The 21,343-nt window shown below is 39.3% G+C and carries 16 protein-coding genes and 1 tRNA gene; 9 read left to right on the forward strand and 8 right to left on the reverse strand.

Annotation, left to right across the window (positions count from 1 at the left end; all coding sequences use genetic code 11):
* Positions 1-214: 214 nt before the first annotated feature.
* Complete coding sequence (locus KO530_RS08120) at positions 215-667, forward strand: RNA recognition motif domain-containing protein (RefSeq protein WP_216047925.1); 453 nt, start codon at positions 215-217, stop codon at positions 665-667.
* 53 nt (positions 668-720) lie between these two features.
* Here KO530_RS08120 and KO530_RS08125 read toward each other — a convergent pair whose 3' ends face one another.
* On the reverse strand, positions 721-4,710 hold the full coding sequence (locus tag KO530_RS08125; protein ID WP_216047926.1) for an ATP-binding protein: 3,990 nt from the start codon (positions 4,708-4,710) through the stop codon (positions 721-723).
* Positions 4,711-4,801: 91 nt separating this feature from the next.
* Here KO530_RS08125 and KO530_RS08130 point away from each other — a divergent pair, with 91 nt between their 5' ends.
* A complete protein-coding gene (locus KO530_RS08130; RefSeq protein WP_216047927.1) occupies positions 4,802-4,993 on the forward strand; it encodes a hypothetical protein in 192 nt (63 codons plus the stop codon).
* A gap of 358 nt (positions 4,994-5,351) precedes the next feature.
* Positions 5,352-5,867, forward strand: coding sequence for a PEP-CTERM sorting domain-containing protein (locus tag KO530_RS08135; RefSeq protein WP_216047928.1), 516 nt, complete (start codon positions 5,352-5,354; stop codon positions 5,865-5,867).
* 211 nt (positions 5,868-6,078) lie between these two features.
* On the opposite strand, the gene KO530_RS08140 is transcribed toward KO530_RS08135, so the two are convergent.
* From KO530_RS08140 to purE, 3 genes are all read right to left on the reverse strand, one after another.
* Positions 6,079-6,154, reverse strand: a tRNA-Thr gene (locus tag KO530_RS08140).
* A 206-nt stretch (positions 6,155-6,360) separates the two neighbouring features.
* On the reverse strand, positions 6,361-7,503 hold the full coding sequence (locus tag KO530_RS08145) for a 5-(carboxyamino)imidazole ribonucleotide synthase (protein WP_216047929.1): 1,143 nt from the start codon (positions 7,501-7,503) through the stop codon (positions 6,361-6,363).
* Positions 7,500-7,991 carry a 5-(carboxyamino)imidazole ribonucleotide mutase gene (gene purE / locus KO530_RS08150; RefSeq protein ID WP_216047930.1) on the reverse strand — a complete coding sequence of 164 codons (492 nt, stop codon included), beginning with the start codon at positions 7,989-7,991 and terminating at the stop codon, positions 7,500-7,502. Before purE ends, KO530_RS08145 begins: the two co-directional genes overlap by 4 nt.
* A 456-nt stretch (positions 7,992-8,447) precedes the next feature.
* Here purE and nhaA point away from each other — a divergent pair, with 456 nt between their 5' ends.
* The gene (nhaA, locus tag KO530_RS08155; protein WP_216047931.1) at positions 8,448-9,602 is read left to right on the forward strand and encodes a Na+/H+ antiporter NhaA; all 1,155 of its coding nucleotides are present in this window, start codon (positions 8,448-8,450) and stop codon (positions 9,600-9,602) included.
* An 83-nt stretch (positions 9,603-9,685) separates the two neighbouring features.
* On the opposite strand, the gene KO530_RS08160 is transcribed toward nhaA, so the two are convergent.
* From KO530_RS08160 to trxA, 3 genes are all read right to left on the reverse strand, one after another.
* A complete protein-coding gene (locus KO530_RS08160) occupies positions 9,686-10,966 on the reverse strand; it encodes an amidohydrolase (protein WP_216047932.1) in 1,281 nt (426 codons plus the stop codon).
* 128 nt (positions 10,967-11,094) lie between these two features.
* On the reverse strand, positions 11,095-12,360 hold the full coding sequence (gene rho, locus KO530_RS08165) for a transcription termination factor Rho (RefSeq protein ID WP_216047933.1): 1,266 nt from the start codon (positions 12,358-12,360) through the stop codon (positions 11,095-11,097).
* Positions 12,361-12,630: 270 nt separating this feature from the next.
* Positions 12,631-12,957: a thioredoxin TrxA gene (trxA, locus tag KO530_RS08170; protein ID WP_008845982.1), complete on the reverse strand. Its 327-nt coding sequence runs from the start codon at positions 12,955-12,957 to the stop codon at positions 12,631-12,633.
* A gap of 99 nt (positions 12,958-13,056) precedes the next feature.
* On the opposite strand from trxA, the gene rhlB reads away from it, so the two are divergent.
* Both rhlB and KO530_RS08180 read left to right on the forward strand, forming a co-directional pair.
* Entirely contained in the window at positions 13,057-14,316 is a 1,260-nt protein-coding gene (gene rhlB / locus KO530_RS08175) for an ATP-dependent RNA helicase RhlB (RefSeq protein WP_216047934.1), read from the forward strand.
* A complete protein-coding gene (locus tag KO530_RS08180; protein WP_216047935.1) occupies positions 14,316-15,827 on the forward strand; it encodes a Ppx/GppA phosphatase family protein in 1,512 nt (503 codons plus the stop codon). The genes rhlB and KO530_RS08180 overlap by 1 nt, the downstream gene beginning before the upstream one ends.
* A gap of 16 nt (positions 15,828-15,843) precedes the next feature.
* Here KO530_RS08180 and KO530_RS08185 read toward each other — a convergent pair whose 3' ends face one another.
* Positions 15,844-16,689, reverse strand: a complete 846-nt coding sequence (locus KO530_RS08185) for a thioredoxin family protein (RefSeq protein ID WP_216047936.1) — start codon at positions 16,687-16,689, stop codon at positions 15,844-15,846.
* Positions 16,690-16,922: 233 nt separating this feature from the next.
* Between KO530_RS08185 and KO530_RS08190 the strand changes: the two genes are divergently transcribed.
* From KO530_RS08190 to KO530_RS08200, 3 genes are all read left to right on the forward strand, one after another.
* Positions 16,923-17,231: a DUF962 domain-containing protein gene (locus KO530_RS08190; protein WP_216047937.1), complete on the forward strand. Its 309-nt coding sequence runs from the start codon at positions 16,923-16,925 to the stop codon at positions 17,229-17,231.
* Between the two features lie 695 nt (positions 17,232-17,926).
* A complete protein-coding gene (locus tag KO530_RS08195; RefSeq protein ID WP_216047938.1) occupies positions 17,927-19,180 on the forward strand; it encodes an HlyD family secretion protein in 1,254 nt (417 codons plus the stop codon).
* On the forward strand, positions 19,180-21,339 hold the full coding sequence (locus KO530_RS08200) for a peptidase domain-containing ABC transporter (protein ID WP_216047939.1): 2,160 nt from the start codon (positions 19,180-19,182) through the stop codon (positions 21,337-21,339). Before KO530_RS08195 ends, KO530_RS08200 begins: the two co-directional genes overlap by 1 nt.
* Positions 21,340-21,343 lie beyond the last annotated feature (4 nt).

Consider the following 21,343-nt stretch of genomic DNA (forward strand, 5'->3'; position numbering starts at 1 on the left):
ACCATAATCCGAAGATCAAGGGTTTATTTCAAATTAGTGACAAATTCTCGAAAAAACACGACTAAAGCCCAATAAACGGACAATGTTTGAGCGGGTCGAGCAATCTATAAGCAAACAAATTTGGTTATCTGTTTATTTATGCGTAACATGGCAGTGCTTTCTTTTCCTTTTTAAAAGAAATCCTATAACAATAATCATATTAGGTAATTACTACATGAAATCTTTCTCTTTATTAAACACACTATTCGCTATAGCATTTTCAATCATTGCTTACTTCGCACTCCCAGACGATTTTACTTCCGTTCAATTGGCCTTCATTTTCGGCTTACTTTTCGGAGCAATCGCCATTCCTCAATTTTCTAAACTTATTTCTGAATCCAAATCAGTTAAAAGTTCAGCAGAAGACATATCATCAACCACCACTCTTTATGTTGGTAACCTTCCATATAAAGTAGACGAAAATGCAGTATCTGAACATTTTTCAGAATTTGGCACTGTAGCCTCAGTTCGATTAATGAAAGACCGCCGCACTGGAAAGCGCAAAGGATACGGTTTTGTTGAAGTTGCCAGTAGCAGTGCAGACAAAATGATTAAGAAGTTAAACGATACTGATTTTCAAGAACGCACCTTGAAAGTACGTTTAGCAAAAGATAAAACCGAAGGCTAGGCAGAAGGTTTAAAACCTTAAATAAAAATGGCGCTTAAACAGCGCCATTTTTTTTAATCCGCTTTCATTTTTTTGATATAAGCTTTGGGAGACAGCCCAAATTCCTTTTTAAACTTGTTGCTAAAATACGCCGACGATGAAAACCCAACATTAAAGGCAGTTTCAGTTATCTGCTTGCCATTGAGTAAATCGTCTTTAGCTTTAATAAGGCGGTATTTTCTCAGTAGTTCAGTAAAACTAGAATTAGTAAATGCGGTGAGTTTACGATTTAATTGCCTTTCACTTATGGTGAGTTCAATAACTGCTCGACTTCTACTACAACGATTATCTTTATAGTTATCTTCTAACCAGTCAATAAATTTGTCATAAAAGCGCGTATCCCGCTCAGAAGACATGCAATCGCTATTTAATTCGAAAATATCCTTATTTTCAACACCATTGAAATTATATTTTTGTGAGATCTTTCGTCTTATTTCTAGTAAATTTTTCGCCCTAGCCAACAATTCTAAGTTATTAAAAGGTTTCTTGATATATTGATCAATATGGTGTCCCCAGCTCGCCATTCGAGTTTTATCATCGCCTTTGGCAGTCAACATGATGATGGGAATATGGGACGTCAGTTCGTTTTCCCTTATCTTGCCGGCTAGCTCAAAACCATCTGACACTGGCATCATCAGGTCAGTAACAATAATATCCGGTATTATTTCCAATGACTTTTCGAACCCTTCTTGTCCATTTTTAGCAGAATAACAATCGTATTCCTTGCTAAAAATTAAACTTAAATAATTACGCATATCGACTTGGTCTTCCACTATCAGGATTGAAAGCTTCTTAGTAGCTTCATTATTTACACTTGATATAGTGCTATCGATATCGACAACTTCCAATTCAGTTTTGTTATTATCGATTGAAGTAGATACAAACAATTCAGATTCTGTAATAGAAGTAACATTACTTTTTGGAAGGCTAATTATAAATTTTGTACCCTCGCCAATTTGACTTTCGACTTCTATATTGCCCCCATTAGCGTTAACCAGCTCCTTGACCACTGCTAAGCCTAAACCGGATCCATTGGCTTCGGAAGCGTTTTCCAATCGAGTAAATCGGTCAAAAATCAAATCCATGTTTTCAGCTTCTATTCCTAAACCATGATCAGCTATTTCTATTGTGAGAGTACTATCTACGCTTGAAACACAAACAACGACATCACCACCTTCGTTGTTATATTTAAAAGCATTCATTAGTAAATTCGAAAGTATTTTTTCCAAAGAGTCAGCAATGTAAGTACCAGTTCCCTCACACGTATTTTTAAAAATTAATTGCTGTCCTTTACTTAACGAAATTGGTCTAAATGATTCAACGATTATTTGAATAGAGTTATAAAGATCATAGTGAACCTTATCATCCAACCTACTCGAATCTATTTTCGATAATTCAAGTACTTGGTCGACTAGATTAGTTAGTCGAAATGCATTAAGCCTCAATATATCTAAAAACCTTTTTGATTTTTCGTCTGTAATAGACTTCGCAAGTTGTTCAATAGGGCCAGAAATTAAAGCAAGTGGTGTCCTAAACTCATGAGATGCATTTGCATACAATAATTCTTTATGGTGCAACGCATCACCTAACCTCCGTTTACTTGTAGCCAATTCCTTTGTTTGTATTAGAACAGAGGACTCTAACCTTTCATTGAGGGACTTAAGCTGAAAAGTTCGATATTTAGAAAAACCAATTAAAGCAAGAATACACGCAATAATATAGACAGTGTAAGCCTGCCATGTCTGCCAATAAGGAGGTCGAACCTTAATCTTTAATGAATTTACGGGTTGTATACTTGCACTTTTGGGATCCACGACACGGACTTCAAATAAATAGTCTCCGCTTGGCAATGTTGAGTAAGTGGCTGATGCATTTTTCGTAGAAGCGTCAACCCAACTATTATTCAAACCAACTAACCTATATTGAAATTTCAATACATCACGATCTACAAAGTTATTCGCGGCGAAGCTTAATTCGAATAAAAATTCATCATAAGAAATCACCATTGGTGTATTATTCTCAACAGATTTAATCAAATCTAGCTTTTTTGAGACCATGCCTTGTTCGTCCCTAAGCAACACCATGAGATCAACAAATACTGTTTGGTTAACTTTTTTGAGGCGCTTATCGAGAAATCGATTGGCCAAACGAGTATTTACTATATAATTTTCTCTATCTCCGGCAATCAGTATTTGATCATCTGTCAGATTTATTGAAGCAGTTATTTCAAAGTCGACATCTTTAATACCGTCTTCTTTACCGAGTTTAATTGAGGTCTTATTAACGTGGTCATATCTAACCAATCCCTGATTGGTCATTACCCAGAAATACCCCTCCGAATCCTGCACAAGCTCTCTTATATGTCTAGAATTCGCAGTATAAACAGTATCAATATATTTTAAATCTCCGGAGTTTTCATCTAAATAAGCTAGCCCAGCCCCATCGGTACAAAGCCAAATAACCCCTTTATTGTCTTCCAATAAACAATTGTTAATATATGCTAATTTTTTATCAACAATAAGATTTTCTACATCTATTTGTTCAAGTTCGCTAAGGCTCTTAACTCCATAAAACCTTAGCGCTACAATTATTTGACCATCAGTTTTTTTTAGCAAAATATCAGGATTAACACTTTTAACTAATTGCTTATAGTTTCCATACTTATCAATTCTATAAATACCCGGGGATTTTCCACCTATCACGCCAAATAGAGAGTAACTTTCTGAGTAAGACAAAATAGAAGTGATTTCCCCCCCTTTTAAATCTATATTGAAGTACTTAATTTCATAATCTCCGCCTTGCTTAAAACCAACCTCCGCTAACCCTAATTTATCTGAGAATATTAAATATGCATTTCCAGACAGCTTTCTAATTGAGCTTACAAAGCCAATATCTTCTGTAAGCTCTTTTATTACGAAAGTATCCAAATCGAATTCTTGCAGACGATTATTAAAAGATAGCATTAGCTTTTCGCCATCGAAGAAACTCTCTTCAATCGAGCCTGAACTACTTTTAGATAAATTCAAATATGCAATCGAATTATTTATTGAATTGAATGTGGTGATACCAAAAAGAGGACTAGAAAAAACAAAAGTGTCATCATCAAAAACACTAACATCATAAACGTCACCAAAATCGACCCCTCCCATTTCATCAAAAATTTTAACTGTTTCTGGCTGTTTATTATTCATAAACTCTATTCTTTTAAATCCATTTTGATAAATCCAAAGATCTTGATTTCCAAACTTAAAAATTTGAGTGACGTCCTCATCAATACTGTCAGTTAGTAAAAAGCCAACTTGATTATTTTTTCTATCAATTGAAAGTAGTCCTTTGTTTGTCCCAACAAGCAAGGTATTTGAATCTAAAACAAAAACAGTGTGAAACTCTAAAATATTCTCAAATTTATCGGGGGAAATAAGCTCCAAGATCTCCCCGTTATTTGAACTGATTAACTTATTGTATTCATCAATCGCATAAATAGTATTTTCAGCAATCTCGAAAAACGTAATATCTCTCGTATCAGCAATAGATGAATCTAATTCTAATTTATACTTTCCTGTTGCAATTGAATAACTATATATTTCTCCGCCACAACTGAAATAAATAACTTCATCGATACCTTTGATATCGCGGCAAAATAGGGACACTTTTTCTTTAATATTGAAATCGACTTTATAAAACTCATCGGCTTCTAAAAAATAAATACCTTTCCCAAAGGTTGCAATCCAAATTCCCCCTTGAATATCTTCGTATATGGATTCAACATCATATTCAAACAGAGAATGATCTTTTTCCCCATAACGTAAAACATAAGAGCCAGTAATTGCAAAGATTCCATTTTCTCCCCCTAACCATAAAGAAGACTTCCCTTTAAAGAGCGAGTGAGTAGCACCTAAAGGACTATCTTCAAGTGTCTTTTTCGACTCAAAAGAATATGAGTTAACACAATAAATAAAAGCTAAAATTGACAGTACATTTCTAAGTTTTTGTCCCAAAAACACAACTATTTGTCCCACATTTAAATGTTAATATTTATGAATCTTTACATAATTAATATGGTACAAAAAATGTACTCTAACAAGTGAGAATATAATGAACTGCAAATTAAACTTAAAAACAATGCAAGAAATTGGCGATGACTACCTCACAGAAATTCAAGGTGGAAGCGACTTGCAATATGCCAATTTTGAATTTAGAAATGTATCAGGAAGAGAATTACACCCTATGGATCCTGCCAAAAAAGGGAAAAAACTTAACCCACCATCAGATATAGGCAACCCATAATGTTGTATATTTCAAAAAAACATATAATTACTCAAATCAAGTAAATACTTAATAAACCGGCAGCAACTTATTAAAATGAGTTGCTACCGGTTTACTATATTGACGCTCGGTATAAGTCACATCCTAACTATCCAATAACGTCCAGTTCTTTTACAAAAACCCCCTCCCACCACCTGTACAAAAAACAAACACATTGAAAACATTGGTGATTTTCACTTTGGTTTAATTATTGCTCTTGTAAATTATTGCATTTGTTAGTTATTACATTTGCGATGCGGGGCTTAGCAGTTAATACAAAACAAATCATTAAAGGAAGAAGACGGTGATAGATAAAATAAAAATAAAGGTAATACAATTGATGTTAGTAACGCTGGCATGTTGCTCAGCGCCAGCGATTTCAAGTTTGGTTTATTCAGACACAAATGCCACTGGAGACTTTTGGGCTCGTCCAGTTGGAGACGGCCCAAGTATTTCAACACTTGGGCCGGTTCAATATCATGTACAAAGTTTTTATACTGCTGGTTCGGGAGAATTCAATTTTAGCAGTGTCCAGGATTATGATGGTTATTTGCATCTATACGAATTTGATTTCTCGCCAAGCGATCAATTAGTCAATTTGTTAGCCGGTGATGATGATGGTGCAGGCGGTATAGGCACCTCAGAATTTAGTTTCAATTTAGTGGGTTTTCAGCAATATTATTTGGTGACAAGCGCGTTCGCAGCCGGAGATATTGGCAGCTTTACCAATACCGTAAGCGCAGATGATAGTGATATTGCGGTATTCGCTGGAATGGTTTCTGTGCCCGAGCCATCTACATTCGCTATTTTTTCCCTAGGTTTGGTGGGGTTAGCATCACGTCGTTTTAAGAAATAAACAAACGATAACGTCCAGCGAGTTTTGAATCAGCACCTTTGATTTCATCGGTGCTTTTTTTGTGTCTATTTTTTGTGTTTGTTTTTGGGATGAGTCTTACTTGGAAGTGATATCTACACGCCATTTTTCGATTGCTGTCTAAATAAGCCAACGTCTGGACTACAGAACGTCTGGGAATTTAGCAGATAGATAAAAAGGCATAAAGAGAAAATGGTGCCGACTGCCGGAGTCGAACTGGCGACCTACTGATTACAAGTCAGTTGCTCTACCAACTGAGCTAAGTCGGCACACTAAGGTGACGGCTTTTGATTTACTGTTGTAAGTCGTTCTACAGCAGTGACAAGGTTGGTAAATCTTGTCTCAAAAGCGAGGCGCTATTTTAATCGCAGATTGAATCTTGTCAACAGTTGTTTCTCTACTTATTGGGTTTTATTGCAAGTTTTCATCTAAGCGCCTGATTTTTCATCGCAGTGGTTAAGTTATCAGCACCCCATTAATCTATTTTTGCTAGTTTATCTGCTTCATTTAACAATTTAGGGAAATGTTCGACTGGAACGTATTTGGCCAACGTAGTCATCAGTTCAGCCAAGTCGGCATAACTGTCACCGGTTAAATTAATATGTCCCATCTTACGTTTTGCTCTGACGCTTTTACCATACAGATGCAAGTGGCAGTGATCGAGACTGAGTAAATCAATAGAATAGTCATCGCAACCAATAATATTGATCATCGCACTTTTGCCGTGAGCTTGGGTATTACCTAATGGCAATCCCGAAATGGCGCGCATGTGATTTTCAAATTGGCTGCAATCAGTGCCTTGCATACTCCAATGACCAGAGTTATGCACCCGAGGCGCTATTTCATTAACCAATAATTGATTGCCTACTTGGAAAAACTCTACGGCTAACACACCAACGTAATCAAATTCATCAACTAATTTTGTAAACGCGGTTTGCGCCTGCGCAGTTAGTTGACTATCAATATCTGGCGCGGGGGCAACCGATACATGGAGCTGACCTTGATGATGCAGATTTTCAGCCAGGGGGTAGAACTTAATGTCACCGTGTAATCCGCGAACACCAACTAACGACAACTCGCGGTCAAATGGCACCATTTGCTCGGCAATTAAAGGCACCTGCTCTAAATCTAAATCGGCTAATTGTTGCTTCAATGCAGGTAAATCTTGGTTACTAGATAAACGCCATTGACCGTAGCCGTCGTAGCCATCACGACTGGCTTTGATAATCAGTTTTTCGCCTAATTGGGCTACCGCATCATCGAGTTGTTCGATGTCAGTAATAATGAGGTGTTTACTGTTGTTGATCTGTAATTTCTCGAGTACGTTTTTTTCACGCACGCGATCCGCACCGGTCAAAATAGCTTGCATGCTTGGGTACAGTTTTCCGCTGCTTTGCGCCTGTTCCAGCAAATCTTCCGGTACATGTTCAAACTCAACCGACAATGCATCGGCCATATCGATAGCTTGTTCAATACTGATATCGAGTTTTATTTTACTAATGGGATCAACCACAGTGTGATTGGCAACATCCACCGCGTAGACTTTGAATCCCAAAGGCACGGCAGATAGGTACATCATTTGTGCTAGTTGCCCTGATCCATAGATCAGTACGTTCATTCAGGTAACTCCAGTTCATCTAAAGCAAGTACAGTATCGGTTTGCTGTTTTCGAAACGCAACAACGGCTTCAGCCACTTTCTTATCGTGTAGCGCAATAACTTGCGCGGCTAGCAAACCTGCATTAGCTGCACCCGCTTCGCCAATCGCTAAAGTACCAACAGCCACACCTTTAGGCATTTGCACTATTGAATATAGTGAATCAACACCACTTAACTGACTGGAGCGAACAGGTACACCAAAAACTGGAATATGTGTATGCGCAGCAATCATGCCCGGCAGGTGAGCCGCGCCACCCGCTCCGCCAATAATGACATGGTAATCGTTATCAGCAGCAGTTTTAGCAAATTCAGTTAGTAAGTCTGGCGTTCTGTGTGCGGAAACCACTTTTGCATCAAAGTCCACACCAAGGTTTTTCAACATAATTGCAGCTTGCTGCATGGTTGGCCAATCTGATTTTGAACCCATTACTATTGCCACTTTAGGCATATCTGCTCCTAAATTTTTAGGTCTGAGAACCAACTGAATGTCGGTAATAAGTTTAGAGGATAAATATTTTAGTCAAATAGTAAAAATGATAGTTAAAAAGCAAACTCTCGTTAGCCCCTACTCCACCTTCGCTTAAATAAAATATACGTAAACCTAGAACAGGAATACTACCCTCAATAATTGAGGCGGCAGATTGTAGCCTAATTTTCGCCCAAGCCCAAATCTTGCTAATACGAAATTAAACATTAAATGCCCAAAGGGAGGATTTTATGTAGGTTATTCAAAAATAACTGGGCTTTTTTATACATTATCTACGTAATAAACAGGGGATTAGCTATTATATGTAGTGATTAACGTTAACATGGCATGGATTTGATAAAAGTAGCAATTAACTACGCATTCTATGCATCCACAAGCTAACCTTAAGGTTGTAATGTAGTTTAAAAGGAGTGATTAATGTTAGACAGGTTTTTAAAGAAAGAATCCGCCGGCGGTATCCTATTAATGTGCTCAGCTGTGCTTGCATTGCTTGTAGCCAACTCTCCTTTTTCAATCATTTACGATTTACTCATCGAAATGCCAGTAGTTATTCAAATTGGCGCGCTGGAAATTAATAAACCATTACTTTTATGGATTAATGATGGGTTGATGGCCGTATTCTTTTTTATGGTGGGCTTGGAACTCAAACGGGAAATACTAGAGGGTGGTTTATCCAATCCTGCGAATATAGTGTTACCGGCCAGTGGCGCAATTGGCGGCATGCTTGTACCTGCAGGCATTTATGCATTTTTCACTTGGGGAAACCCGGTGGCGCTAGCAGGTTGGGCGATACCTGCGGCTACCGATATTGCGTTTGCGATGGGTATTTTAGCGCTGCTTGGAAGTCGCGTCCCCACCAGCTTAAAAATATTTTTAGTGACCTTAGCAATCATCGACGACATTGGTGCCATCTTAATCATTGCCGTGTTTTACAGTGACAATATTTCTACTTGGCCATTAATTGTAGCGGCTTTGTGTTTAGTCATTTTGACCAGCATGAACCGTAAAAATGTCCAACAGATCCCCTCCTACATTTTAATTGGCGTGGTATTGTGGGTTGCTATGCTCAAATCCGGTGTTCATGCTACCTTAGCGGGTGTGTTATTAGCGTTCTTTATTCCTATGCGGGACAACAATAATCCCAACCTATCACCTGTAAAAACCTTAGAGCACAGTCTGCTTCCGGCGGTCAATTTTGTCATACTGCCAGTTTTTGCCTTTGCTAACTCGGGGATCAATATTGCCAGTATCAGCGTGGACTCAGTATTACACCCCGTCACCTTTGGCATATTCTTAGGGCTGTTTGTAGGCAAACAGGTGGGGGTATTTGGATTTAGTTGGTTGGTGATAAAATTAGGCTTGGCTAAACTGCCTGCGGATCAAAACTTTACGCAATTGTATGGCTGCGCGATTTTATGTGGTGTAGGTTTTACCATGAGTTTATTTATCGGCTCGTTAGCCTTCGAACAAACCGGCAACAATGCATTTTTTGATGAGCGACTCGGCATATTATTAGGCTCAATAGTGTCAGCGGTGACTGGTTATCTGGTGCTGAAAAAAGCAATTAAATAGTTTTAGAAACCGGTAATAAGATTAAAGCAAAACGGCATCTAAATAGATGCCGTTTTTTTAGTTAACTATCTGTGGTATCGAGACTAATTTTGTTTCATGTAGTCGATTGTCATATTAGTTAATAGACGAACGCCTAATTTCATTCCCTCGTCATCCACATAAAAATCAGGAGTGTGGTGAGCAGGCGCATCTTTAGGGTCAACGTCTAAAGGTTTTCCACCAACCCATAAGTACAACCCTGGGATCTGTTCTTGGAAGAACGAGAAATCTTCTGCGCCTGTTACCGGTTTACTGTAAATCACTTTATCTTCGCCAGCGGTCTTAATAAGAGTTGGCAGCATAGTCGATGTCAAGTCATGATCATTAAAGGTAATTGGATAAGAATAGTCTAATGGAAGCGTTAGCTCAGCTTCAGCACGCATACTATCGGCGATGCCTTTAACCTTTCTTGGCATGGCTTCATACATGAGGTCACGGGCTTTTTTGTTTAAGGTGCGAATAGTGCCCACCAGCTCAACTTCGTTAGGAATGATATTAGAGCGCACTCCACCATTAATTGCGCCAAAGGTTACCACGGCAGCATCGTCTAAAAGTTGAACTTCACGACTGACGATGGTTTGAATACTCATAATCATTTGTGCAGCCGTGACAATAGGATCAACACTCATCCATGGGTAAGCGCCATGTGCTTGCTTGCCTTTTATAACAATTTTGAAAGGGTCTACCGCCGCCATTACGCCACCTTCGCGATACAAAACAGTATTTACATCGGCAAGTGAGCTAATGTGTAGTCCAAATATAGCGTCCACATCTGGGTTTTTAAGAACGCCTTCTTTCACCATTAATTCAGCGCCACCTTCTTCTCCGCTAGGTGCTCCCTCTTCAGCTGGTTGAAAAATAAATTTCACTTTTCCACGCAGCTCGTCTTTCATTCCCACTAGAATTTCAGCCGCTCCCATCAGCATTGCAATGTGCGTATCATGTCCACAGGCATGCATCACAGGTACATCTTTACCATTGTATTCGCCCCTGGCTTTAGATTTCCAAGGTAAATCATTATTTTCTGGAACCGGTAAACCATCAATATCAGCTCGTAAGCCAACGACAGGTCCGGGCTTGCCACTATCTAAAATTGCCACCACGCCGGTCACCGCCACACCAGTTTGAACTTCCAGCCCTAGTGACTTTAAGTGTTTAGCAATGTATTCAGCAGTTTTAACTTCACGATTTGATAGCTCAGGATTTTCATGTAAATGATGACGCCATTGAATAACTTTGGCTTCAATTTTATCCGCCATTAGATCGACAGTGTCAGCAAAACATAAGGTAGGTAAAAGTGACAATGTGAGGAGTAGCTTGTTCATAATTCCCTTCTTTTTAGTTATTTTTATTAGCGTACGAGACTTTTTATATCACAATTTGCAGTACAAATAAAAAATCCACTGGAGCACAAACTACAGTGGATTTTTAGATCTTAAAAAATTAGGTATTGTTAGCTTTTTTGACGTTTCATCGCATCAAAAAATTCTTCATTGGTTTTAGTCATGGCTAATCTACCAATTAAGAATTCGATAGCGTCAATCTCAGACATTTCGTGGACTATCTTACGTAAGATCCACATTTTCTGTAATTCTTCTTGAGTGGTAAGCAATTCTTCACGACGAGTACCAGAACGATTGAAATCGATAGCTGGGAACACACGTTTTTCAGCAATTTTACGGTTAAGGTGCAGTTCCATATTACCTGTACCTTTAAATTCTTCGTAAATGACTTCGTCCATCTTCGAACCAGTGTCGATCAATGCTGTTGCAATAATGGTCAAGCTACCGCCTTCTTCCACATTACGTGCAGCACCAAAGAAACGCTTTGGTTTGTGCAAGGCGTTAGCATCAACACCACCGGTTAGTACTTTACCTGATGAAGGTATAACGGTGTTGTAAGCACGCGCTAAACGAGTAATAGAGTCGAGTAGTATTACCACGTCTTTTTTATGTTCAACTAAACGCTTGGCTTTCTCAATGACCATCTCAGCAACCTGAACGTGGCGACTCGCTGGCTCGTCAAACGTAGAGGCAACAACCTCACCTTGCACCAAACGTTGCATTTCAGTTACTTCTTCTGGACGCTCATCGATCAACAATACCATTAATTCGCATTCTGGATGATTAGCTGCAATTGATTGCGCAATATTCTGCAGCAATAATGTTTTACCGGCTTTAGGCGGAGCAACAATCAAACCACGTTGACCAGCACCAATGGGTGAAGCCAAATCTAAAATTCTTGCAGTCAAATCCTCTGTACTACCATTCCCACGTTGCAACGTAAAACGTCGATTAGCGTGTAACGGTGTTAAGTTTTCAAAAAGGATTTTGTTGCGGGAGTTTTCTGGTTTGTCGAAATTAACTTGATTGATTTTCAGTAGTGCAAAATATCTTTCGCTGTCTTTAGGTGGACGTATTTTTCCAGCGATGGTGTCTCCGGTTCGCAAGTTAAACCGGCGAATTTGGCTGGGAGATACATAAATATCATCCGGACCGGCCAAATATGAAGAATCTGATGACCGTAAAAATCCAAAACCATCTTGGAGTATTTCGAGTACGCCATCTCCGAAAATATCTTCGCCGCTTTTTGCGTGCGCTTTCAGTATGGCAAATATAATGTCTTGTTTGCGAGCCCGAGCCATATTATCTAGGCCCATCTTTTCGGCTAATGCTACAAGTTCGCTGATCGGTTTATTCTTTAATTCTGTTAAATTCATATTGGTGGGTCTTTGTGATTTGAAATGTGCTAAAAGGCACCCTGTTTTATTAGTTTCAGGTTTTTTGGCTAATTAAATTCGTTTTACTCTATGGATTGAGCGCGAAATTTGGTGAGTTCAAGATATGAACAATCGAAAGTTAGCACCAATTAGTTGTTCCGTCCAGCGAAAAACGATGATTAATGCAAAGAATGTTTATTTTTCGTTAAAAATACAAAAAATACGCAGAAAAACCAAATTTAAGTGAGTCGTTCTGCGCATTAATTGAGTTTAGATATTGTCGTTCAAAAACTCAGCTAACTGGGTTTTTGACAATGCACCTACTTTGGTAGCAGCGACATTTCCGTCCTTAAACAATAGCAAAGTGGGTATACCACGGATGCCATACTTTGGCGGAGTTTCATTATTTTCATCGACATTCAACTTGCCAACTGTTAACTTGCCGTCGAACTCGCCAGCAACTTCTTCTAGAATTGGCGCAATCATTTTACATGGGCCGCACCATTCCGCCCAGAAATCAACTAGGACAGGACCAGCAGCATTGATAACATCGGCCTCGAAACTATCGTCAGATAACTGGATAATTTTGTCGCTCATACTTTTCTCCGTAATTGGTCTCTCGCTGAGATAGTTCAGCGCATAATGAGAGTTTTATAGAAACTGGTTTTTAATGCAAGCACTGATAAGCTATAAGCTATGCAAACTACACATTTAACTGAAACACATTTTTCTGATCTGCCCATCCATGAGGATGTTTTAAAGGCATTAACAGAAGCAAACTTTATCCACTGCACGCCAATACAGGCGTTAAGTCTGCCGCACCTTTTGGAAGGGCAAGACATTGCAGGTCAAGCTCAAACAGGAACAGGAAAAACTATTGCTTTTCTTGTTGCCACATTTCATCGATTACTGACTCATCCAAATGAATCAGGTAAGCAACCTAAAGCTATTATAATGGCACCTACTCGAGAATTGGCAGTACAAATTTACAATGACGCCGAATTATTGAGTAAACACACCGGATTATCGCTTGGTTTGATATATGGGGGTGAAGGTTACCAAAGTCAACGGGAATCTTTGCAATCAGGTGTAGATATTATTATTGGCACCACTGGCCGTATAATCGATTATTACAAACAAAATGTTTTTTCCTTGGAAAATATTCAAGTTGCTGTGCTCGACGAAGCAGATCGCATGTTCGATTTAGGCTTCATTAAAGACATTCGATATATGTTCAGACGCATGCCCGATGCAACCAAACGTTTAAGCATGTTATTTTCTGCCACTTTGTCTTATCGAGTTCAAGAACTTGCTTACGAGCATATGAACAACCCCACACATGTGAAGGTTGAACACGACAAACAAACAGCCAGCCGTATCCAAGAAGAGTTATTTTATCCTTCTGATGAAGATAAAATGCTGCTACTTCTGACCTTGCTAGAAGACGAATGGCCTGAAAAAGCGATTGTTTTTGCTAACACCAAACATACCTGTGAGAAACTCAGTGATTGGTTGGAAGCCGATGGTCATCGTGTAGGCTTGTTAAGTGGTGATGTTCCACAACGTAAACGTTTAAAAATACTAGAAGATTTTAGTAAAGATAAACTGGATATTCTGGTTGCCACCGATGTAGCTGCTCGTGGTTTACATATCGAAAAAGTGACCCACGTTTTCAACTATGACCTACCCGATGATGCGGAAGATTACGTTCACCGCATTGGACGAACTGGTCGCGCTGGCAAAAGTGGACATGCAATTAGCTTCGCTTGTGAAAAATATGCGTTGAATTTACCTGCAATTGAAAGCTATATTAGCCGTCCTATTCCAGTAAGTAATTATGACCAAGAATCGCTACTTGAAGATATAACACCACCTAAACCGCAGTACAAAAAGCGACAACAAAGTGGTAAAACGTATCAGAAGCGACCGAATAACCGCAATCAGAAAAGGCGTTAATGGAAAATCAGCCAATTACATCGGTAACCAATGAAGACCAACTGTATGCCGCAGTTGATCTCGGTTCCAACAGTTTTCATTTAGTTATCGTTAGGGTCGTTTCCGGCTCGGTTCAAATTATTGGCAAAGTAAAACAAAAAGTAAGATTAGCCGCTGGCTTAAATGACGGCATGATGCTTGACCAAGTCAGCATGGAGCGAGGCTGGCGTTGCTTGGAAACCTTTGCCGAACGCCTGCAAGACATCCCCTTATCGAACATCAAAGTAGTTGGCACCGCCACCTTACGTTTAGCCAAAAATGCCAATGTATTCATCGAAAAAGCGCAACAAATTCTAAATCAAAAACTCGAAGTTATCAGTGGCGAAGAAGAAGCGCGCCAAATCTATTTGGGCGTAGCCTATACATCCGCGAACCAAGGAAATACCTTAGTCATTGATATTGGTGGAGCCAGTACCGAGGTTATCATTGGCAATGACATGCAGCCCATCAACCTGGTTAGCTTAAACATGGGTTGCGTGACATTTAAAGAACGATATTTTATCGATGGGGTTATATCTGAACAGAACATGCACAACGCCATTGAAGAAGCCAAACAAAAATTATTGCCTGTTATAGATGATTTTATTTGTTTCGATTGGCAGCAATGCCTTGGCGCTTCAGGAACTCCCCAAGCCGTTGTTGAGATCCTCGTCGAACAAGGTATTAGTGATGCCATCCGCTTAGATTATTTGCATAACTTGGTACAGCAATGCATTGATTGTGGCAATTTAGATAATTTAGATATTGAAGGCCTTACAGAGGCAAGACGAGCCATATTCCCGAGTGGTTTGTGTATTTTAGTCGCATTATTTGAACAACTTAAAATCCAAGAAATGCAAATCTCAGGTGGCGCTCTCAGGGAAGGTTTGATTTATGGGATGCTTGAGAATTGCGAAAAAAATGACCGCCGCAGTCATTCAATTAACGATGCCATTAAAACCTATCATATTGATGAACAACAAGCACAAAGAGTGTGTAATGTTGCGGTCAACTTTTATAAACAATTGTGTTCACAATCTAATATTTGTAATTTTGATGCATTAGCCGTTATTGAAGCTGCATCGTTATTGCACGAAATTGGTTTGCATATTGAATATAAACAATACCATATCCATGGTGCTTATATTCTTAGCCATATTAACCTTAACGGCTACTCGCAAATGCAACGTAAGAGTATTCGAGATTTAGTACTGAGTCATCGAGCAGAACTAGATTTGAATAAGTTCTCCCAATATCACCCTGATATGCAACCTTTGCTATATGGATTGGTTCGCATCTTAAGGTTGTCGTGTTTACTTTCGATTCGCAGAAAAGATGACTTGTTGCCGGAAATTAAGTTACAAATTGATGATCAACATTGGCACTTAACTTTTCCAGAGGGTTGGCTCAGAGCTCACCCTCTGATAGATGTAGAACTGGCGAATGAAAAGTGGCTACAGCACAAAGCCGGATTACCACTTTCCTTCCGTTAGTTGGATTGAATCGACTCTAATACAATAAACTGTACATTGTGCGACGAGACTTAGACTTCAATGGATCGCCATCAGGCATCGCATTAATCATATCCAAAGTATATTTGCGTGCATCCCCAAAACTTAAGTCCTTTTTAAGCACTGCGAAAAGTAATTCTAATGCTTCTTCAGGTTTATTGGCTTGATGCAATTGCACAGCTAATTCAACTTTCAGTTCTAAATTATCTGGCTGTTGTTCTAACTGAGCTTGCAGTTGTTTTATTTCCGGCGACTCGGATGCTTTTTCAACTAACTCTACTTTGCCAACAATACTGTGGTAATAACCATTCTGATCGACTAAAAGAATGTTATCTAACAACAGTTGAGCCTGTTTGGTGTTGCCTAACTCCACATAACAATCGGCTAACACTAGGGCTATATCGGCCCTTTCAGACGCCAAATCATGGGCTTGCTTCGCGATAGTAAAAGCTTGTTGATAATCGCCTTGGTTAACTAAAGCGACGGCTTTTTCATACAAACCATCTTCAGCATTAGGCAAATGTTTTTCTAACAATTCCTGAATTTGCTCTTCCATCATAGGGCCCGCAAATCCGTCAACCGGTTGACCGTCTTTAACTAGAATAACAGTGGGTAAACTTTGAATCCCAAACTGTTGTGCAATTTGCTGCTCTTGTTCGCAATTTACATTGGCATAAATCAAATGCTCGGCATGCTGACTAGCAAGCTTTTCCAAAATGGGTGTGAGTTGTTCACACATTTCCAAATTCGGTGCCCAGAAATTCACCAGCACATGCTTTTCTTTAGACTCTTCGATTATGACTTGTTGAAAATTTTCTATATTCAGGTTTACAAAATTCTGCATTTTTAGCTCTTTCTATTTTTTAGTTTCATAAACTGAAACGCACTGATTGAATACTATCGGTTTAAAGTGGGGGCATTGATTTTAAAAAGCAACCTAGCGATATAAATAGTGCCCAAAAATAGTGCGTTGTTGCTAATCACCTTGCACGACAATGTCAATTAAGCGACATTATATTAAATTTGTATGTGCTAGTGTTCTGAGCATCAACAACGTGATAGCGAAAGGTAAAGATAATGGCAGATAAAGAATACAAAAGTTTTTCTCAATTTTATCCGTTTTACTTGCGGGAACATCAGAACCCAGTCTGTCGCAGACTGCACTTTGTAGGATCCTTTTTAATCTTGCTTACACTGGCCTTTATATTTACCACTGGGCAATGGCGTTATCTTCTAGTATTGCCGGTTTTAGGCTATGGGTTTGCATGGGTTGGACACTTTTTCTTTGAACATAATCGGCCAGCGACATTTACTTACCCCCTTTATAGTTTTTTAGGCGATTGGGTAATGTTTAAAGACATGCTGGTTGGCAAAATAAAATTTTAAAGTGTAAACGCTAACAATCAACAACCGCAAAAACCCACGCATTTGTATAATTGGTGCACGCAAACTTAGCCGCAATCGCCAAGCCGTAACTAAAACTATTCCTCAATTTAATTAAAATCTTAGTGGCTGACACAGCGCTATGATTTTTATGTCCCAAATTTACTAGTTTTTGTCCCATTACTGCAAGACCTATCATTTTTCCTATTGAAATATAAGACATTCTTATTTTTTGTCCCATTTGTGTATTTTTTCGTCCCAAAATTCCAACGCATTTATTTCATTCTTTTTTATTCTTAAATCGTCATTACGGAAAATGACATTGACACAAACGGAATGAGTCAAAAACGGACTAACGAAGGATCGTTAAAGCAAGGAACGCCAAGCGCGAAATCCGATTGAAGCTAGGAAGGCTTACAGTCAGATCAGCAAGGAGGCATCAAGGAAGAAGGTTGTAAAACCAAAGATGGTAAGGAAACCAAGGCAAGAAAGCACTATGTAGACATTTAAACAGAGAAGTTAATTCTGTGTTGTCCGAGATGATAACTATCACGCTTCAGGCATCGTCAGCATGTATTTTTTGCAACAAGGAGCGGTAAATCCAAGGATGGATATTTCCTACGCAAGTGGTAATGAGCAACAAATAGAGTGAAACGGCAATAGACATAAAACAGTCACAAAACTGAAAAGGAAAGAGCATGCAAGAATCTCTGTTTAGGCAAAGCGCTATCGATCACCAAAAAAATCGGCTTCACGGTGAGATATTGCTTATCCCTACCTCTTCTCATGTATTAGTGACGCTTTTTGTGAGTGCCTGGATTATTGCAGCTTTAGCTTGGTTAGTAACAAGTCAATACGCGCGCAAAGAGAGCGTTGCTGGATGGTTAGAGCCGCCAAATGGCGTTGTCAAAGTGTTTCCTGAAACGACATCAGGTCGAATAGAGCGGGTGCTAGTTAAAGAGGGACAATTCGTATCAGAAGGCCAAGCACTGCTTGTAATAGACGGAGACCGCACACTTAGCAGCGGCTCAAGTTTGCAAACAACCTTGCTTGATGAATATAAAAATCAGCAACGTATATTATTGGCACAAATAGAACGAGTCGAAATAATCGACACCATAACGATTCAAAATGCCCAGTCAAAACTATTGGCAATGGGTCAAGACATCATTAGGCTCGATACTCAGATTGAGACTCTTCAAAAACGTCATTCTCTGGTTTCTTCACGCTACCAGAACTATCAATCGATGCGCAAATCTGGACATATTTCCAAAGCTGATTTAGAGCAGGTTTTAGAACAAAAACTGGGGTTACAAAATCAAGAACAGGCATTGCAGAGAGAAAAAATAAACTTAAACAATGATATCAATGCAACCAAGAATCAATTATTAACGCTACCACAAAATCAGTTAAACCAAGCCAATCAGATAAAATCTAAACTCAGCGACCTAGCACTAAAAATAGCCCAGTTAAGCAGTCAAAGTCGACATGTATTAAAGGCTTCGCGAGATGGTTTAATATCGAATCTCCAAGCCCAAGTGGGTCAACAAACGAATCTAAACACCCCCTTGCTTTCAGTCGTGCCGCAAGAAAGTCAGATTCAGGCGAAACTTTTAGTGCCAGTAAAAGCGATTGGATTTGTTGAACAGGGCCAACCTATACAAATTCGTTATGACGCTTTCCCATATCAAAAGTTTGGATTGTATCAAGGCACTATTACGAGTGTTTCCGATGCAGTGATTTTACCTAATGAGGTACACTATGCTCCCCTGAATATTCAAGAACCTGTCTATTTAGTGCATGCCACCCTCGAATCCCAGTCAGTATCTGCGTATGGCAAAAAGCTAAGTTTAAAATCAGGAATGACCTTATCAGCAGATGTGCAATTGGGTGAACGCAGTTTACTTGAGTGGATATTTGAACCGTTGTTGAGTTTGCGGGGTAGAATCTAATGAATAGTACTACTTTTCCTCGCCCCGAAAGTTTGCTTAACTTTAGCTCTCGCCACTCACTGCCCTGCGTATTGCAAACGGAAGCGTCTGAGTGTGGCCTAGCGTGTTTAGCGATGATCAGCGGATTTTATGGATATGAAATAGATTTAACCAGTATTCGAAGCCGCTTTTCCATTTCTGCCCATGGGGCTACGTTAAAACAAATTATGCAAATAGCAGGTCAGATGGAGTTGTCTTCAAGGGCATTACGCCTTGAGATGGAACAACTAACTGAATTGCAAACACCCTGTATTTTACATTGGGAACTGAAGCACTTTGTAGTATTAAAAAAAGTCACTAGACATAAAGTGTATATTCATGACCCTGCGATTGGAGAGCGGGTATTAGAGCTTGCCGAAGTTGACAAACTATTCACCGGAATAGCACTAGAGCTAACCCCGACCCCAGCGTTTGAGAAAGGCAAACAAAAACGAAAGTTATCCTTGAGTCATTTTTGGAATCGAATTAATGGATTGAAGCGCAGTTTAGCCATTATTTTATTGCTTTCAATCTTCATCCAAGTTTTTGCATTGATTCAACCTTATTACATGCAAACCGTCATCGATGATGTGATTTTGCGTTCCGACCTCAATTTACTCACGGTTTTGGCATTTGGATTCGGCTTGCTCTTACTGATAGATACGGGCACCTCATACATTCGCCAAACGGTCATTTTAAATCTATCAAGCCGCCTAAACATTCAAATGGCAGCAAATGTATTTACGCACCTTATAAGGTTACCTCTAGATTATTTTAGTAAACGCCACATGGGTGATGTTGTTTCACGGTTTGGCTCGCTACAAAGCATACGAGAACTGCTAACAACCGGGTTAGTGACGGTATTTGTTGATGGCTTAATGGCGACTCTCACTGTCTGGGTAATGTTTTTATATGACCGCAAATTAACTTTCATCGTTTTAGCAATCGTCTTTCTGTATGCACTACTGCGCTATCTTTTTTACAAACCATTAAAACGCTTAACCGAAGAAAGCATTGTTTCTTCGGCTAAAGAAAACAGCCATTTTATGGAATCGGTAAGAGCAATTCAGACCATTAAGCTATTTGAAAAGGAAACGGACAGACAAAGTCAGTGGCAAAACAAACTTGCGGAAGCCATGAATAAAGAAATACGTTTACAGCGCTGGAATATCGGCTTTGATACAGCGAATAAAATTCTGTTTGGGCTGGAAAACATAATTGTTATTTATTTTGCAGCACTGGCAGTCACTAACAATACGCTGAGTGTGGGGATGCTTTTTGCATTTGTCAGTTATAAATCCCGCTTTATCAATTCTATGAATAACCTAATTGAAAAATGGATAGAATTTAGGATGCTAGAGCTACATTGTGAACGACTTGCTGATGTAGTTTACACCTCGAAAGATCCCATGGTTAGGGAATTCAAAAACCCGCGACTAACCAGCTCAACATCCGAGCACGATAAAATACACGGCGAAATTAGCTTAGTTAATTTAGGGTTTTCATATAGCCAACTTGATGCACCTGTATTCCAAAATATAAACCACACATTCGAGTCAGGCTCTACCATCGCTATCGTTGGTCCTAGTGGCTGTGGCAAGAGTACGTTAATGAAGTGCATGATGGGATTACTGCAACCCACAAATGGACAAGTTTTGGTCGATGGCATTGCTCTTTCAAACATAGATAGCTATCGACAAAGCATTGCAGCGGTAATGCAAGATGACGTGCTTCTAACCGGATCTATTGCAGAAAATATTGCGTGCCTTTCAACCAATATCGATATGCAGAAAATTGTTTATTGCGCCCACCTGGCCTGTATTCATGAGGATATCGCTAAAACCAGTATGCAATACAACACTTTGGTAGGCGATATGGGCGCCAATTTAAGCGGCGGTCAAAAGCAACGCATTATTTTAGCCAGAGCGCTATACAAAGAGCCGCGAATTTTGTTTTTGGATGAAGCCACCAGCCATTTAGATGTGCAAAACGAAATGGCGATAAACAATCATATTAAACAGTTATCGATCACACGAGTGATCATCGCTCACCGTCCACAAACCATAGCCAGCGCCGACAAGGTGTTGAGCTTGGAGGATGGCAGATTAAGCGATGTGACTTCGTCGATAAAACAGCCGTAAACAT

The sequence above is a fragment of the Aliiglaciecola lipolytica genome (genome assembly GCF_018860635.1).
Lineage (GTDB): Bacteria > Pseudomonadota > Gammaproteobacteria > Enterobacterales > Alteromonadaceae > Aliiglaciecola > Aliiglaciecola lipolytica_A.

Bases quoted from the DNA above. Each gene is read 5' to 3' on its own strand.
- KO530_RS08120 (WP_216047925.1), top strand. From the start codon at position 215: ATGAAATCTTTCTCTTTATTAAACACACTATTCGCTATAGCATTTTCA.
- KO530_RS08130 (WP_216047927.1), top strand. From the start codon at position 4,802: ATGAACTGCAAATTAAACTTAAAAACAATGCAAGAAATTGGCGATGAC.
- KO530_RS08135 (WP_216047928.1), top strand. From the start codon at position 5,352: ATGTTAGTAACGCTGGCATGTTGCTCAGCGCCAGCGATTTCAAGTTTG.
- KO530_RS08145 (WP_216047929.1), bottom strand. From the start codon at position 7,503: ATGAACGTACTGATCTATGGATCAGGGCAACTAGCACAAATGATGTAC.
- purE (WP_216047930.1), bottom strand. From the start codon at position 7,991: ATGCCTAAAGTGGCAATAGTAATGGGTTCAAAATCAGATTGGCCAACC.
- nhaA (WP_216047931.1), top strand. From the start codon at position 8,448: ATGTTAGACAGGTTTTTAAAGAAAGAATCCGCCGGCGGTATCCTATTA.
- KO530_RS08160 (WP_216047932.1), bottom strand. From the start codon at position 10,966: ATGAACAAGCTACTCCTCACATTGTCACTTTTACCTACCTTATGTTTT.
- rho (WP_216047933.1), bottom strand. From the start codon at position 12,360: ATGAATTTAACAGAATTAAAGAATAAACCGATCAGCGAACTTGTAGCA.
- trxA (WP_008845982.1), bottom strand. From the start codon at position 12,957: ATGAGCGACAAAATTATCCAGTTATCTGACGATAGTTTCGAGGCCGAT.
- rhlB (WP_216047934.1), top strand. From the start codon at position 13,057: ATGCAAACTACACATTTAACTGAAACACATTTTTCTGATCTGCCCATC.
- KO530_RS08180 (WP_216047935.1), top strand. From the start codon at position 14,316: ATGGAAAATCAGCCAATTACATCGGTAACCAATGAAGACCAACTGTAT.
- KO530_RS08185 (WP_216047936.1), bottom strand. From the start codon at position 16,689: ATGCAGAATTTTGTAAACCTGAATATAGAAAATTTTCAACAAGTCATA.
- KO530_RS08190 (WP_216047937.1), top strand. From the start codon at position 16,923: ATGGCAGATAAAGAATACAAAAGTTTTTCTCAATTTTATCCGTTTTAC.
- KO530_RS08195 (WP_216047938.1), top strand. From the start codon at position 17,927: ATGCAAGAATCTCTGTTTAGGCAAAGCGCTATCGATCACCAAAAAAAT.
- KO530_RS08200 (WP_216047939.1), top strand. From the start codon at position 19,180: ATGAATAGTACTACTTTTCCTCGCCCCGAAAGTTTGCTTAACTTTAGC.